This is a genomic window from Winkia sp. C0117E2, assembly GCF_056590455.1.
In genome coordinates this window covers 203,900-218,527 of sequence record NZ_JBWPWD010000004.1, presented here as the reverse complement: position 1 = coordinate 218,527, position 14,628 = coordinate 203,900, and the positions used below count along the sequence as shown (strand labels likewise).

At 59.9% G+C, this 14,628-nt stretch carries 13 protein-coding genes; 6 read left to right on the top strand and 7 right to left on the bottom strand.

Annotated elements, in window-relative coordinates; all coding sequences use genetic code 11:
• Positions 1 to 27: 27 nt before the first annotated feature.
• Together AC1EKG_RS07110 and AC1EKG_RS07105 are read right to left on the bottom strand one after the other, a co-directional pair.
• Positions 28 to 333, bottom strand: coding sequence for a hypothetical protein (locus tag AC1EKG_RS07110; RefSeq protein WP_004807323.1), 306 nt, complete (start codon positions 331 to 333; stop codon positions 28 to 30).
• The gene (locus AC1EKG_RS07105) at positions 333 to 1,298 is read right to left on the bottom strand and encodes a hypothetical protein (protein ID WP_004807325.1); all 966 of its coding nucleotides are present in this window, start codon (positions 1,296 to 1,298) and stop codon (positions 333 to 335) included. The genes AC1EKG_RS07110 and AC1EKG_RS07105 overlap by 1 nt, the downstream gene beginning before the upstream one ends.
• 277 nt (positions 1,299 to 1,575) lie before the next feature.
• On the opposite strand from AC1EKG_RS07105, the gene AC1EKG_RS07100 reads away from it, so the two are divergent.
• Both AC1EKG_RS07100 and AC1EKG_RS07095 read left to right on the top strand, forming a co-directional pair.
• Positions 1,576 to 3,948 (top strand): carbon starvation CstA family protein, encoded by a 2,373-nt coding sequence (locus tag AC1EKG_RS07100; RefSeq protein WP_004807328.1) that lies wholly within the window; start codon positions 1,576 to 1,578, stop codon positions 3,946 to 3,948.
• A gap of 5 nt (positions 3,949 to 3,953) precedes the next feature.
• A complete protein-coding gene (locus AC1EKG_RS07095; RefSeq protein WP_004807330.1) occupies positions 3,954 to 4,142 on the top strand; it encodes a YbdD/YjiX family protein in 189 nt (62 codons plus the stop codon).
• Between the two features lie 74 nt (positions 4,143 to 4,216).
• Here the strand turns inward: AC1EKG_RS07095 and AC1EKG_RS07090 are convergent, their stop codons facing one another.
• From AC1EKG_RS07090 to AC1EKG_RS07075, 4 genes are all read right to left on the bottom strand, one after another.
• Entirely contained in the window at positions 4,217 to 5,092 is an 876-nt protein-coding gene (locus AC1EKG_RS07090) for a 1,4-dihydroxy-2-naphthoate polyprenyltransferase (protein ID WP_004807332.1), read from the bottom strand.
• Positions 5,093 to 5,145: 53 nt separating this feature from the next.
• Positions 5,146 to 6,282, bottom strand: coding sequence for an AMP-binding protein (locus AC1EKG_RS07085; protein WP_481067793.1), 1,137 nt, complete (start codon positions 6,280 to 6,282; stop codon positions 5,146 to 5,148).
• Complete coding sequence (locus AC1EKG_RS07080; protein WP_481067792.1) at positions 6,279 to 7,574, bottom strand: YkvI family membrane protein; 1,296 nt, start codon at positions 7,572 to 7,574, stop codon at positions 6,279 to 6,281. The genes AC1EKG_RS07085 and AC1EKG_RS07080 overlap by 4 nt, the downstream gene beginning before the upstream one ends.
• Before the next feature lie 151 nt (positions 7,575 to 7,725).
• On the bottom strand, positions 7,726 to 8,706 hold the full coding sequence (locus AC1EKG_RS07075; protein WP_004807339.1) for a 1,4-dihydroxy-2-naphthoyl-CoA synthase: 981 nt from the start codon (positions 8,704 to 8,706) through the stop codon (positions 7,726 to 7,728).
• A gap of 69 nt (positions 8,707 to 8,775) precedes the next feature.
• Between AC1EKG_RS07075 and AC1EKG_RS07070 the strand changes: the two genes are divergently transcribed.
• The 4 genes from AC1EKG_RS07070 to AC1EKG_RS07055 all read left to right on the top strand — a co-directional run bounded on the left by AC1EKG_RS07070 (position 8,776) and on the right by AC1EKG_RS07055 (position 13,362).
• Positions 8,776 to 9,108 carry a hypothetical protein gene (locus AC1EKG_RS07070; RefSeq protein WP_040315282.1) on the top strand — a complete coding sequence of 111 codons (333 nt, stop codon included), beginning with the start codon at positions 8,776 to 8,778 and terminating at the stop codon, positions 9,106 to 9,108.
• Positions 9,098 to 10,081, top strand: a complete 984-nt coding sequence (locus AC1EKG_RS07065; protein WP_004807342.1) for an o-succinylbenzoate synthase — start codon at positions 9,098 to 9,100, stop codon at positions 10,079 to 10,081. The genes AC1EKG_RS07070 and AC1EKG_RS07065 overlap by 11 nt, the downstream gene beginning before the upstream one ends.
• A complete protein-coding gene (menD, locus tag AC1EKG_RS07060) occupies positions 10,081 to 11,799 on the top strand; it encodes a 2-succinyl-5-enolpyruvyl-6-hydroxy-3-cyclohexene-1-carboxylic-acid synthase (RefSeq protein WP_004807344.1) in 1,719 nt (572 codons plus the stop codon). The genes AC1EKG_RS07065 and menD overlap by 1 nt, the downstream gene beginning before the upstream one ends.
• A 78-nt stretch (positions 11,800 to 11,877) precedes the next feature.
• Positions 11,878 to 13,362 (top strand): S1C family serine protease, encoded by a 1,485-nt coding sequence (locus AC1EKG_RS07055; protein ID WP_004807346.1) that lies wholly within the window; start codon positions 11,878 to 11,880, stop codon positions 13,360 to 13,362.
• Here the strand turns inward: AC1EKG_RS07055 and AC1EKG_RS07050 are convergent.
• Positions 13,359 to 14,615 carry an isochorismate synthase gene (locus tag AC1EKG_RS07050; RefSeq protein WP_004807347.1) on the bottom strand — a complete coding sequence of 419 codons (1,257 nt, stop codon included), beginning with the start codon at positions 14,613 to 14,615 and terminating at the stop codon, positions 13,359 to 13,361. The genes AC1EKG_RS07055 and AC1EKG_RS07050 overlap by 4 nt on opposite strands.
• Positions 14,616 to 14,628: the final 13 nt, after the last annotated feature.

Genomic DNA, 14,628 nt, shown 5'->3' with positions numbered 1-14,628 from the left:
GGTTTACGGTCGGTTAACAGGTGGTGTCTATAGGGAAAGTGGATCCTGGCCGGGTACGTAGGTGATGTTGTCCATTGGGCCCCAACCGCTGTAGTGGTCGCTGATTTTGCCGTCGCAGAATTGGGCGTGCACTTCCAGATAGTGGGCCAAAGTGAGGACGTAGTGGCGTTGACAGTAGGTCAGGGGCGTGACGTTGCCGCTGCCTTCGCGCGTCAGGATCACGTGGGTGGGGCTTTCCGAGCAGTACCCCTCCTCGTAGCAGCACCTAGAGAGGTTGCCGGAAGAGCCCAATATCTGATCGACGTTTACGTCGTCCATTGTGCGCGTGGCCATTATTTTTCCGCTTCCGCTAGTTTGTCCAGGGCGGCCTGCATTTGTGCCTCTACCTGCACGGTGTGGGCGTGTAGTTCTGCCTCGGTGAGAGGCTGGCGCATGTCATACCAGCGGGCCCACCGTTCGTGGTGGCAGCGATGCTCCCGATTGAAGGGAACCATGGTAGCTTCAGCTTCTGTTTCGATGCCGAGGGAAGCTCCATCTTGATCCCAGTGGGCCAGCACTACCTGGTCTTTTGCGGGTACGACGAGGGCGTATGGCAGTTGGGAGGTGTAGATCGCGTAGGCCGGGGTAGGGCCGAGGTAAGAAAGGTCCGTGAGGGCGGGGGACAGGGGCTGGTATTCGACTCCCGCGTTGAGCGCGTAGTCTTCGACTTTCGCCCCATCCATTAGCAGGTCCACAGAACACGAGGGCGGGATCTCGGAGATCGGTACTGAGCCGGGGCGCAGCGCCCGCACATGGAAGGTGGCGGCAGTCTTAGACAGGGCCTTGCGCAGCCACTCTTGCAAGCCGGCGGCATCGGTGAAATTCGATGTGTTGGTGTAAAAGTTTCCGAAGCCCACGATGTCTAGTTCAACGCGGGCCAGGTCGCCCTCGACGCCCTGTTGGCCCCACGGCTGAGTGGATTCGTAGGCACTTTCGCGGGCAACCGCATTGCCAATTGCGTCACGGCGGATGATTAGTTCGTACCATTTTGGCAGTGGCGCTAGCGTGCCCAAGTCTTTAAAGCTATCGGGATCGGTGTAGTGCACGAGCATGCCATCGACACTAAAAGTGGCGCCCTCTTCCTGCAGGGCAAGGATACCTTCACGGCTAGTGCCATCACTGTCGCAATAGCGTACGCGGAAGCTACTCGGGTCGTCTTTGAGCTGCACAAATGAGGCTGGGCTCAGGTTCGACCCGTGAATAGTGAAGCGCCGAGTAGCACTATCGAGCAGCGCGGTGTCGGCCAGAGTGCAAGTCACGAAACCTCCAAATAGCGTCAACTCGGCCAGCCTAGTACATCAGGCCAGCAAAGGGGAATGCCTGCTCGCCCAGCAGTTGCCGGAAAAGGTCACCTACGGTACTGTTTTTTCCGATTTGGTAGTTCGTGACATGGGGCAATGCTTGCAACGAGGCGGTTTTAGGCATTGAGGCCTATATTTCTAAGGCCGCCCTAAGTATTATCGAACTGGTTTGCCCTGAACTCAACTAGTGATGGGTAGGCAATGGTAAACACCATCTAGAAAAGCGAGAAATTAAATGGCAACATCATCGCAGCTTGAGAAGCCATCATATACCTCTGAAGAGGAAAAACTCGTTCTTAGAAATAAGGACGGGGTCCCTGTTGGGGTTAAACCTCACACCAAGTGGACACCAGCAAAGATTGCCCTTTGGGTTGCTATTGCTCTACTAGGAGCCATCGGCTGGACAATGCTAGCCATTGTCCGTGGCGAAAAAGTCGATGCAATTTGGTTCGTAATCACCGCGATTTGTTCTTACGCAATTGGCTACCGTTACTATGCGCTATACATTCAGCGCAAGATTATGAAGCCATCCGATAGGAACGCGACGCCGGCTGAACGTATTAATAACGGTAAAGACTTCGACCCCACTCACCGCGTGGTCCTGTACGGGCACCACTTTGCGGCTATTGCGGGTGCAGGTCCCCTCGTAGGCCCGGTGTTGGCTGCACAGATGGGATACCTCCCCGGCACCCTGTGGATTATCTTCGGCGTAATCTTCGCCGGCGCAGTCCAGGATATGCTCGTCCTGTTCTTCTCGATGCGCCGTGGCGGCCGCTCCCTAGGACAGATGGCCACCGACGAGATCGGCAAGATCGGCGGCACCGTCGCCACAATCGTGGTCTTCGTAATGCTAATGATTGTGCTGGCAGTGCTCGCAATGGTCTGTGTGAACGCGCTAGCAGCCTCCCCGTGGGGCGTCTTCTCGGTAGGTTCCACCATTCCGATTGCGATCGCAATGGGGCTGTGGCTGCGCTACGTCCAACCCGGCAAGATCACCCAAGTTTCCGTGGTCGGCTGCACCCTGCTGATCGTCGTCATCATCATGGGCCGCTACGTAGCAGAATCCAGCTGGGGGCAGCAGTACCTGCACCTATCCCCGACCACCTTGGTTTGGTGCATGGTTGTCTACGGCTTCCTAGCAGCAGTTCTGCCCGTGTGGGTGCTACTCACCCCGCGCGACTACCTGTCCACCTTCATGAAGGTGGGCACGATCTGTGTACTCGCCCTCGGCATTGTGTTCATCCGCCCGATCGTGCAGATGCCCGCAGTAACCGAATTCGCGCTCTCTACCTCCGGCCCGGTATTCGCCGGCGAGCTTTTCCCGTTCCTGTTCATCACCATCGCCTGTGGCGCCCTCTCGGGCATGCACGCCATGGTTTCCTCGGGCACCAGCCCCAAGATGATCCAGAAAGAATCCCAGTCCCGCATGATCGGCTACGGCGGTATGCTCATGGAATCCTTCGTAGCGATCATGGCGCTGGCTGCAGCAGCTTCGCTGAACCAGGGCATCTACTTCGCGATGAACACCTCCGAAGCAACCTCCGACCAGCTGGCTGGTACTTCCGTCACCCAGGTGACTAAGGACCGCGAGGAAATCTCGAACGCTGCATTGGCCAACCTGGGCGTCACCGACGTCAAGGGACAGCCCATCAAGGCAAAGTGGGAATCCTGGGATGACGCAGGCAACCCCAAGACCTTCCACGGTGCAGACGCACTGAAGCAGGTCGCAAAGGACGTAGGCGAGCCCTCCGTCGTCTCCCGTACCGGCGGCGCTCCCACCCTGGCCGTATCCATGTCTCACATTCTGCATAAGGTCGGTGGCGGCAAGGCCATGATGGGCTTCTGGTACCACTTCGCAATCATGTTCGAGGCACTGTTCATCCTGTCGGCCGTGGACGCGGTAACCCGTGTGGCCCGCTTCCAGCTATCGGATGCACTCGGCAACGTGATCCCGAAGTTTGCCGATCCTTCCTGGCGTACCGGTGCGTGGCTATCTACTGGTGTAGTTGTCGCCGCCTGGGGTTCGCTGCTGCTGATGGGCGTTACCGATCCGCGTGGCGGCATTCAGACGCTGTACCCGCTATTCGGTATCGCAAACCAGCTAATTGCCGCGGTCGCGTTGCTAGTGGCACTGGTGATGGTGGTGCGCAAGGGTTATACCAAGTACGCGTGGATCCCTGCAATCCCCTTCGTCTTCGACACGATCGTTACCTTCACCGCTTCTTGGCAGAAGATCTTCAGCACCGACGCCAAGGTCGGTTACTGGCAGCAGTGGCGCGAAGCCCGCGCAGCCCTGCCGGGGCAGACCGGTGAAGAAGCCGAGATCACTGAGGCGATTATTCGCAACACGTTCATCCAGGGCACTCTGTCCATCGTGTTCGTGGTAGCTGTTGCATTCGTGATCGTCTGCGCTGCAATCCGCATCTGGAAGACCGTGCGCACTGGTGACACCACCACCTCGGAAGACCCGTTCGTAGAATCGAACTTCTACGCTCCCGAGCACTTGATCGCGAACAAGCTCGAGAAGAAGCTGGTGGCCGAATACCGCGTGGTAGGCGACCCGAAGCTGATTCCAGGACTGAAGCAGAGCGAGATCGCAAGTAAGTAGGAAAAATGGCACTGATGGAAAAATTGGCGTACATGCGGCGGCTGTGGCGGGACTTCACGGGCGAAAGCGCGTATGACAAATATGTCGAACGCCACCGCCTGGAACACCCCGATCATGAGCCCATGAGTGCGCGAGCCTTCTGGCGAGCCCGCGCCGATTTTGACGAGGAGAATGTTTCCTCAGGGTGCTGTTAGATGCGCTGATGCCCGCGACCAGCTGGTCGCGGGCATCTTTTTGTCTAGGCAGGGTTGCGCGCCCTCGCTACAGATTAGAACAAGGCGGCTAGGAGAGTAATGAGCCCTGCTCCCAAAGTAAGTTTGCCGGTGCTGGCAAGCACTGCCAAGAGTGCCCTTCCCCGGGCTCCTCGCACCAGCGGCAAGCAGATGATTATGCCCGCAACCTCAAGCCCTACCACCGCAGGGATGACGATGGCGCTTGAATGCAAACCGATGCCAATCAGTACGGGCGCAAACACCAGATAGGCAACGTAGGTACGCCGCGACCGGGCATCCCCCAGTCGCACTGCCAGCGTATTCTTGCCAGCCTCCCGGTCAGTGGGGATATCCCGAATGTTATTTACCATCAGCAGCGCGCAAGAATACAAGCCCATGGCCGCGCCCGCTAGCCAAGCACTCATGGGGGCGTGTTCCAACTGCACATAGACGGTGCCGACGGTAGCCATCAAGCCAAAGAAAACGAATACAAAAAATTCCGCAACCCCCAAGTAACCGTAGGGATGCTTCCCCCCGGTGTAGAACCAGGCGGCGATAATTGCCGCGAGGCCAGCTAGCAGGAGCCACCACTTGCCAGACAGTGCCACCAGAACCAGGCCCAAAACTGCTGCCGCTGCAAAACAACCAAGGGCCACTGCCAGCACAATCTTCGGGCGCACCTTGCCGCCTCCCGTCAGACGGGGCGGCCCAGTCCGGAAATCGTCAGTGCCCCGAATGCCATCGGAATAGTCGTTGGCAAAATTACAGCCTATCTGCAGTAGCAACGCCACCAGCAAGGCAAGGAGGGAGCGTGGAAAAGAAAAACCGCCCGCGCCAGCCGCAATACCAGCACCGCCTAGTACCGGAGCAGCCGCGGCGGGCAAAGTGCGCAGGCGGGCGCCCTCGAGCCAATCATTTACGGTAGTAGACATCTAAAACCTTTCGTCCTAGCAAGCATAGGTAGCAATGGCAGTGCGAAGAAAATTTATTTAGCCCAGGTCGGGTGGGCTAGCAGTGCCGTGGCACGTTTTCTATCCAGCTTGCCAGAGGCCAACATGGGGATCTTACCCTGCACAAATAGGCGGGGCGGGGCGGCCTTGCCCAGCTCAGAGCGCACGTGCTTGCGCATTGCTTCGGCCTGCGTAGCCACTGCAAAATCTGCCTCCACAACGGCGCCCACAGCCTGCCCCCACCGGGGATCGGCCACGGGCAGCACAGCTACATCGCGAACGCCCGGAAACTCGCGCAGCAAATCTTCTACCTGCCTGGCAAAAACTTTCACGCCACCAGAAATGATGGCGTCATCGAGGCGCCCAAACACCTGCAAGTAGTCAGTAAAAGCCCCCGCATCAGAAGTAATGTGCCAGCGTCTGCCCTGCTCAAAAGCAAAAGCGGGCGAGCGGGGATCATCTAAATACCCCTGTGCCAGCATCGGCCCACTAAGACAAATCCGCCCATCGCTGATGCGTATATGCACCCCGTCCAAAGGCAGGCCGTCGTAGACGCAACCACCTGCCGTCTCGGTCATGCCGTAGGTGGTAACCACGGGCAACCCTGCCTGCCGGGCGCGGTCCAGCAAAGCCGGCGAGGAAGCCGCTCCACCTACTAAGATCGCGCGCAACGACCGCAGTGGGGCCAAGTCGTCTTCGCCCTCGAGCAGGTCCGAAAGCTGCGTAGGTACCAGAGAAGCGAAGCCGGCCTCGGGAGCAAAAGAAGCCACCTTGCGCTCGCGGAAAGAGCGCCCGGGCGGCGGCAGGATTGGGAAGGTGCCGCCCGCACAGGAACGTGCCAGCACCTGAAACCCCGCAACGTGATGGGCAGGAAGGGCCAGCAGCCAGCGCCCTCGTCCTCCGAAACGCTTGGCAGTAGCAGCTTCAGAGGACGAAAACGCTCCCGCAGTAAGGCCTACCAAGTGCCCGTGCCCGGTAGTCGATCCGGAAGTTTGCAAAATGAAATCGGCCCCGTCCGCATCGCCAATACGGCGCTCAGCGGCAGCGGTGTCTGCCCCGGCGGAAACCGGCATGAGCGGGCCGTACTTGCCTGGATTTTCAAGACGTAGACAGATTAGGTCGTACAGCTCCCGGACGCCTTGAACCTGCGGGCAACAAAAGGTGAGGTTCACTCTGCCTCGGTTTCGGCCTGAGCCTCTTCAATCTCGGGCAGAATATCGTAGTCCACGTTCTCCTCTTCTAGCTGATCGACTGCAGCAGAGCCTACAGTCGAATGCAGGTCCTCCGCGTCGGCCGGAGAATCTTCAAGAGCGGTCTGCAAGGCGGCCTCGTGCTTCTTCGAGAACCTCTTGTCATTACGCATCTTTAGGCGGAACAAACGCAACATCTTGCCACGCCTTGTCGTCTCTTCTCTTATGTCAGAACGAGTCTTCGCGTAGGAAACCAGCATTACGATTACCAGGGCCAGACCGCCCCACCCGGCAATGGGGTAAACGTAGCTGACGACGTTCTGGAAGCCCATGAACGATATGGCAAAGCCAATGCCAGAGAGGGCCACCAATAAAATAATGAAATGCTTCCTAGAAGAGCCGGCATACCGGGTCGCAAGCGCATAGTAGATGCCAATTGAGGTATTGAAGATCATCAGGAAGATGACTACGGACATGAAAGTGCCCAGCCACGGGTGGATCTGATTTACCAAGGTCAGCATGGGCAGATCGTCGCCAGCAACCACATCGATACGGGTCAGCAGTGTCAGGGTGGCAATGACCATCAAGACGCCGAAGACGGAACCGCCAATGATCCCGCCTAGGCCAGCAACCTTCGGGTTGCCGATGTCGCCGCCGATGACAATCGCCATCGACACGGCCAACGTCAATGCTAGCGGAACGTAGTTCAGAATCGACATGGACCAGTGCGGTACTGCGGTATGCACCGACTTTGCCGCCGCATCCATTTCGGCGAAGGAAAGGTGCATGTGGGTAAAGGCATAGCCGGCAGCAATGATGACGAAAATGATCATTATTGGGGTGATACCGCCAATTACTGCGGTCACCTTGTCAACATCTAGCAGGCCAATACCAATGGTTAGCGCCAGCATGATGGCAGAACCCACCCACACGGGGAGGCCGAATTGTTGTTTCAATGACGAGCCGCCGCCAGCCATCATGGCGATGCCCATGCAGAACAGCGAAAAGGTAATGATTACGTCAAAGAAGACTGCCACGTACTTGTGTGTGACTTCGCTGAAGACATCAGAATGGTCGTTGGCAAGTACATATGAACCGAGTTGAACGAAGGCCAGCCCAGAGACGGCGAAAATGATGGCCGAGATGGCTGCTGCCACCACGCCCCAAATACCGAATCCGGCGAAATATTGGACTACTTCCTGCCCGGAGGCAAAGCCTGCCCCGACAGTAATGCCCACGAAGGCCATAGCTACGGTGAATATTCTTTTGTACATAAACTTCTTTCGTAGAGTGCGGGCCCCAGCTTACCGGCACGAGAAGACTTAGGCATTAGTAGTTGGGAAGACTCACACCCCAATGTTGCAGCATTTCGGCCTCTCAGAGGCCTCTCCCGCATCCAAGCCGGGACCGCCCTCGGCGAAGTAGTTAGTAGTAGTAGGGGTAGTCCTGCCAGTTTGGCGTACGGTGCTCTAAGAAAGCGTCCCTACCTTCCTGTGCCTCTTCCGTCATGTAGGCCATGCGGGTTGCCTCCCCAGCAAACACCTGCTGGCCGGCAATGCCGTCGTCTGCCATGTTGAAGGCGAACTTCAGCATTCGGATAGCTTGTGGGGACTTGGTGGCGATGATGCGCGCATATTCGAGGGCTACGTCCTCTACCTTTTCGTGAGGTACGGCCTCGTTCACCACGCCCCAAGCGGCTGCCTGGGAGGCAGAGTATTCGCGGGCAAGGAAGAAGATCTCGCGGGCACGCTTGTCGCCAGCCTGCCTGGCAAGGAGGGCCGAGCCGTAGCCCGCGTCGAAAGACCCCACATTCGCGTCGGTTTGCATCAGGCGGGCGTGCTCAAGGGACGCTACCGCCAGATCGCACACGACCATCAGCGAATGTCCGCCTCCTGCAGCCCAACCGGTGACCGCTGCGATGACTGGCTTCGGCATTGTGCGGATTAACCGCTGTACTTCCAAGATATGCAGCCGGCCTGCCCTTGCCGGATCAATTTGTTCGCGCCGCTGGGACAATTCGGCATCCGGGTTGGCCCCTTCGACCTCGTACCGGTAGCCATCTTTTCCGCGAATGCGCTGGTCGCCGCCAGAACAAAAGCCGTAGCCTCCATCGCGGGCGGACGGGCCGTTGCCAGTCAAAATAACCGCGGCCACATCGGAAGTCATGCGGGCGTGATCCAGCGCCCGATACAGTTCGTCCACGGTCTGAGGGCGGAACGCGTTGCGCACGTCGGGACGGTCAAAGGCAATTCGCACCACCGGCATGTCATCCCCAGCTGGGCGCCCATCCTGTTCGGGGCCGCGAGAGATCCCGCGGTGGTAGGTGATGTCAGAGAAATCGAAGCCTTCTACCTCGCGCCAGCGGGCAGCGGCGAAAGTGTCGGATACAAATGGAAGCGTGCTCATGGGTCCAGTGTAGCGGCGATGTGTAATTTGGCTTCGCCCGCTAGCATTGGTAGGGCGAAAGGGGAGACATTGATTATTGTCGGGTTGATTTTTGGGCTGGCCGCGCTCGCGGTTTCTGCCTGGTTTCGTGCGGGCAAGTCGCCACGAGCGCGTGCGTGGGCACGCGGAAAAGGCATGTTTGACGCGCACTTTGCGTTGCTGCTGTTCCCGGGGCTGGGGGTGGCTGTGCTGGGCCTGTCTCTGGTGGGGATCTTGCAGATGGTCCATGGCCCGATCGGAACTATTGGGTCTGTCCTGGCGCTCCTTCTTACCCTCGCCGGGGCAGCTTGTGGGGTGTGGGGCCTGTTTTCGTTCCGGATCCCGCCCTCGCTTTACCCGGAGTGGGCGCGCGATGATAACTGAACTAGACAACCCCTTCGATCAGCTGAAACGCGTCTTTGCGTACTCGTTGCCGCTGCGGCGAAAGTTCCGTCGCATCACAGTCCGCGAAGGGCTACTTTTCGAGGGCGAAGCCGGGTGGGGCGAGGCAGCGCCGTTTTGGGATTACGACGCCCAAGAATCCTCCCGGTGGTTGCGGGCAGGGCTGGCCGCAGCTACCACCGCATTCCCGGCGGCTAAGCGCGAGCAGGTACCGGTGAACGTGACAATCCCGGTCACCGCCCCTGAAGTGGCTGCGCAGCTGGTGAAGGAATCGGGCGGGTGTACCACGGCAAAGGTGAAAGTGGCCGACCCGGGCTCGAGCCTCCGCGGCGACTGTGAGCGCGTGGCCGCCGTTGCCAGCGCGCTGGGGCCGCAGGGAAAGGTGCGGGTAGATGCCAACGCCGCCTGGGACACGGACCAGGCCGTCAAGGCCATTGGAGAACTGCAGGCGGCGGTACGTGACGGCGGCATTGATGGCTTGGAATACGTGGAGCAGCCCTGCCCAACCGTGTCGGAATTGGCACAGGTGCGCCGGCAAGTCGAACCCAAGATTGCGGCAGACGAATCTATTCGCCGCGCCGAAGATCCCCTGGCGGTAGCCCGCGCAGGGGCAGCAGATGTGGCGGTAGTGAAGGTGGCCCCGCTCGGCGGGATCGAGCGGGCTGTAGAAGTAGCCCACGAATCCGGATTGGAATTAGTCATTTCCTCGGCTCTAGATTCTTCCGTTGGAATCAGTGCCGGCGTGGCCGCAGCGGCCGCCCTCGACCACCTGGATCACGCCTGCGGACTTGCCACGGTAGCGCTGTTTACGCAGGATGTGACTAAAGAATCCTTGCTCCCCACCGCCGGTACGCTGCCGCTTCGCCGCATCGAGGTCGACACCACTCAGGGCCAGGACGCCCCCGCTCTCGCCGCCCGCTGGCAAAAGCGCTTAAAAGAAATGATGAGGTACTAATGCGTTTTGGTTCTGCCCAACCCGAATATGGCACCGATCCGACCGCGCTGCTAGCCCGCAATATCGTTGGTGCCCTGGTAGGCTCCGGGGTGAAACACATAGTGATAAGCCCCGGCTCCCGCAACGCGCCCCTTACCTATGCGGCGGCAGCAGCCGAACGAGCCGGGCTGGTGAAGACGCACGTGCGCATTGATGAGCGCACCGCCGGATTCTTCGCCCTCGGCCTGGCGCGCGGGGAAGCTCTTGGTGGGGAAGTATCCCCGGTTGCCCTGTGCACTACCTCGGGTACAGCCGTAGCTAACCTGCACCCGGCCATTGCGGAGGCCGACGCCAATGGGATCCCGCTCATTGCGGTGACCGCAGACCGGCCCGCCCGCTTGCGGGGTACCGGCGCGAACCAAACCACCTGGCAGGTAGGCATCTTCGGGCAGAACCTGCGGGCCCAGGCCGATCTGCCTGCCACTGACAGTGCCCCCGCAGCGGTAATCGGCCAAGTATTTCGCCTGAGCGCTGCTGCAACCGGGCAGGACGGCCGGCCCGGCCCGGTGCAACTAAACGTGTGCTTAGACTCGCCGCTGGCCGGTATCGCCGCCGAACCGCAAATCTTTACCGCCCCAACCCGGCCGAAAACTGAAGGGGGCGCCCCCGGGTGGCCCGCCGCCCTCAAGAAAGATGCGGCTACGGTGATCGTTGCCGCCGATGACACCGGGGACGGCGCAAATATTGTGGCCCTGTCACGGGCAATGGGGTGGCCCCTGCTTGCGGAACCCACCTCGCCGGCCTGCTACGGTCCTGCGCTCGCACACTACCTGTACTACCTGGACAAGATGGAGGGCATCGAACAGGTGCTCGTGTGTGGACACCCCACGCTGTCACGCCCGATCACCGCCCTGCTTTCGCGCTCAGACATAAATATTGTGGCGGTCAAAGACGCCACCGGCCGGTACACGGATATTGCCGGCACCGTAAACGCCGTGCTCGAGCGCGTGCCGGAAGCCCCGGCAAGCCAAGTGCCGCTGCCGCGCAAGTGGCTCGCCGCGGATAAGGCGGTAGAAAAAGTACTGGCAGAACGCCTCAGCGTCCGCGCCGAGGCCGGAGAAGCCCTAGACCCGCTGCAGGTCGCATGCGCCATTTGGACGGCCCACGCCACCGATCCGCACACCGCCCCACGGCTCCTATTCGGAGCATCCAACACAATCCGCCTAGTCGATCGGGCAGGCCACACGCCGGATAGTGCTGTCAACGCGCTGGCAAACAGAGGACTAGCAGGCATCGATGGCACCATCAGTTGTGGGCGCGGCATTGCCACCGCCACCGGCGCGCCCGTCCGAGTCGTCGTTGGCGACTTAACCTTCCTGCACGATATAGGCGGGCTTATAAACGGCCGCTACGAACAGGACGCCGACCTGCAAATCGTCGTCCTCAACGACGCCGGCGGGTCCATTTTTGCCGGGCTCGAACACGGCGGCAGCAACCATGTAGAGGATTTCCCCAGATATTTCGCCACGCCCCAAAACTTCTCCTTAGCCGCGCTCGCGGCGGGGCTGGGAGCCGAATATCAGATGGTTGGTGACTTAGGCGATCTGGAACGCCTCCTGGCAATGCCCGTGCGCGGCGTCAGCATCATCGAGGTGGATACGGCAGTGCCCGGCCTAGCCCAACTAGACCGAAATGTTGCGGAAAAAATTAGTGCCGCCCTTCAGCCGCTATTTTCATAGAATGGTCACAGCAGCACTAAAGTGCCTACTTATACATGTCTGTTTGACTTAGAGGCACGCTAAGACATGGAGGAATAGATGAGCCAGGATAACTTTTACACGCCCGATCCGAATCGTCCGTCAGAGGGCGAGCGGGCCAACTATTCGGCGGGCGAACAGCACCAGAACTACTCCGACGGGCAGCAGACGCGCCGGTACAACTTCGGGACAAACGAGACCCCCGGGCAGGCAGACGCTTCGGCGGAGAGGCCGCAAGAACAGCAAGAGCAGCAGGAGCAGGCTAACTACCAGGGCCAAAGCACCTATGGTTACCAGCAGGGCGCGCAGTACCAGAGCCCCTACCAGCAGCGGCCATACCAGCAGGGCTCCCAGCCTCTTCCAGGCGGAGTGAGCGGCCAATACCAGCCTTCCCAACAGTTTGCCCAACCTGGCGCCGCGGCTAAGCGAAGGTCGTCCCGACCCGGCTGGGGAGCCCTGATTACCACCGGCGTCATCGCCGCGATGGTAGGGGGCATCGGAGCCGTGGGCATCACGCAACTTACCTCCAGCTCGCTGGGAAGCTCGGTAGCAACCCAGGCGCCGGTGACCCAGGCGAAGAACACGAAAGCTACCGACTGGGAGACGGTGGCAAAGAAGGTTACGCCCGCGGTTGTTGCAATCCAGGTATCCGATGGCCAGTCCGCTGCGGATGGCTCTGGCGTGATTTTTGATTCCGCCGGCCACATCCTTACTAACCATCATGTGATTGCTAGTGCCGCCAAGGGCGGGCGGATAGCAATAACCACCGCCTCCGGCGAGATCTTTGAGGCCGAAGTCGTAGGCACCGACCCCACCACCGACCTAGCTGTACTTCGGCCTATCGACCCCCCGAAGAACCTGCAAATGGCGAAACTGGGAGATTCTTCATCGTTGACCGTCGGTTCGCCGGTGGCCGCGATCGGCAACCCGCTCGGCTATTCCTCAACGATGACCACGGGTGTTATTTCCGCCCTCGACAGGCCAGTGTCGGTGCAGCAAGAATCTTCGGGATTCCAGCGCGGCGAACAGGTGGTTACGAACGCTATCCAGGTTGATGCTGCGGTAAATCCGGGTAACTCCGGCGGGCCGCTGTTCAATTCTTCCGGTGAAGTAATCGGCATCAACTCCTCGATTGCCTCCCTGTCCGATGGGGCGGGTGAAAGTACCGGTTCAATTGGCCTAGGGTTTGCCATCCCGATCGATTTGGCTAAGCAGGTGGCCAGCCAGCTGCTGGAAAACGGCAAGGTACGCCACGCCTACATCGGTGTAATGGTGACCAATGGCAGTGCCCGGGTCGACGGAACTATCCGCGCCGGCGCGAAGATCGCCGAAGTGATTAAGGGGGAGGCCGCCTCCAAGGCAGATGTGAAGGCAGGCGACGTTGTAGTGGCGGTAGACGGTAAGTCCGTCTCGTCAGGCAATTCCCTAATCGGGTATGTGCGTCGCTACGCTCCCGGCGACAAGGTGAAGCTGACGCTTGTGCGCGATTCCCAAAAGAAGGATGTCGAGGTAACGCTGGGATCGCAGGATGCCACGCAGCGCTAGCTTATAGAGCGCAAAGCTTGCATCATCGGCTGCATCTTTGCTTCTGTTTCGGCAAGCTCAATTTGTGGTACTGAATCGCCCATGATTCCGGCGCCCGCATAGATTCTTATCTGGCGGGCGTCGGCGCTTATCTGGCCGCCGCGAAGGGCAATGCCGAACGCGCCATTTCCGGCCGCGTCAACCCAGCCGACCGGCCCGGCGTAGCGGCCGCGCTCCATACGTTCTGCCTCGGTCAAAATCTGCCGTGCCACCGGCGTTGGGGTACCACACACCGCGGCGGTGGGGTGAAGCGCGCCGGCAGCTGCCAGCGCCGACCTATCAGTGAGACCATGCACGTCGGTGGCCAGGTGGCACACGTTGGGTAGCCGCAAAATACTGGGCGAGTCGGGTATTTCCAATTCGGTGGTGATAGGGGAAAGAGCTGTCCTGACCGATTCCACCGCAACTTGGTGTTCCCGCTGGTCTTTGGCGGAGTTTAGGAGCTGGCGCGTTTCGGTAGGGCCGGCTGTGCCAGCCAGCACTCGACAAAAGAGGCGGCCACCGCTGGCAGAAGCCAGCAGCTCCGGGGTGGCTCCCACCAGATTTTCTACCGCGTACACCCAGCAGGTGGGGTAGGCAGAAAAGAGGGCGGCACATAGTTTGCGCTGGTCGATCGGATTGAGGCTGGCAATGGTCTTGTCCCTGGCAAGGACCACCTTCTTGGCCTCGCCGTGCCTGATTTGCTCACTAACCCTGCCTACCGCCTCGGCCCACTCGGCTGGAGGCAACGCCCCTTCGCCCTCGGCCAAAGTGCCCAATGCGGGCAACTGCGCCAGGCGAGCCGCCCCTTCCTGTCTAAACTCGGCGGGCGTAGCCGTCCACGGCGCAAAGAGAGGGCGCAGATCCTGCCCCGACAGCGAGATCAGCCAGGTAGCAGTTGGGGTTGCTACCAGCAGGTTCTCGGGAACCTCAAGGACTCCGCCCCGAGCAAAGCCGAACGACCCAAAGGCGACGGGCAGATGAACGGGCAGCTCCTCGGTAGCTACCGCCTCAGCGGTGGCCTCCTGCCAAAGCACGTCAGCATGCTTAAGGGCGTCCTCGCCCTCTTCCGTTACGGAAAAATTTTGCCCCCACCCGAGCAGGGCCAGATCGGCTCCCACCCACGCGCTCAGCCGGGCAGTAGGAATGAAACCAAAAATTTCCGGGCAAATTGGCACCTGCTTTGCCAGCCTTTGCACGTTGGGTTTCGTGTCCGGCAATGTTAGGGGCGCCAATGTTACCTCCGCT

What these genes read in the sequence shown, in the direction of transcription:
- AC1EKG_RS07055 (WP_004807346.1), top strand. Translation starts at nt 11,878, where the DNA reads ATGAGCCAGGATAACTTTTACACGCCCGATCCGAATCGTCCGTCAGAG.
- AC1EKG_RS07080 (WP_481067792.1), bottom strand. Translation starts at nt 7,574, where the DNA reads ATGTACAAAAGAATATTCACCGTAGCTATGGCCTTCGTGGGCATTACT.
- AC1EKG_RS07065 (WP_004807342.1), top strand. Translation starts at nt 9,098, where the DNA reads ATGATAACTGAACTAGACAACCCCTTCGATCAGCTGAAACGCGTCTTT.
- AC1EKG_RS07100 (WP_004807328.1), top strand. Translation starts at nt 1,576, where the DNA reads ATGGCAACATCATCGCAGCTTGAGAAGCCATCATATACCTCTGAAGAG.
- menD (WP_004807344.1), top strand. Translation starts at nt 10,081, where the DNA reads ATGCGTTTTGGTTCTGCCCAACCCGAATATGGCACCGATCCGACCGCG.
- AC1EKG_RS07095 (WP_004807330.1), top strand. Translation starts at nt 3,954, where the DNA reads ATGGCACTGATGGAAAAATTGGCGTACATGCGGCGGCTGTGGCGGGAC.
- AC1EKG_RS07075 (WP_004807339.1), bottom strand. Translation starts at nt 8,706, where the DNA reads ATGAGCACGCTTCCATTTGTATCCGACACTTTCGCCGCTGCCCGCTGG.
- AC1EKG_RS07090 (WP_004807332.1), bottom strand. Translation starts at nt 5,092, where the DNA reads ATGTCTACTACCGTAAATGATTGGCTCGAGGGCGCCCGCCTGCGCACT.
- AC1EKG_RS07110 (WP_004807323.1), bottom strand. Translation starts at nt 333, where the DNA reads ATGGCCACGCGCACAATGGACGACGTAAACGTCGATCAGATATTGGGC.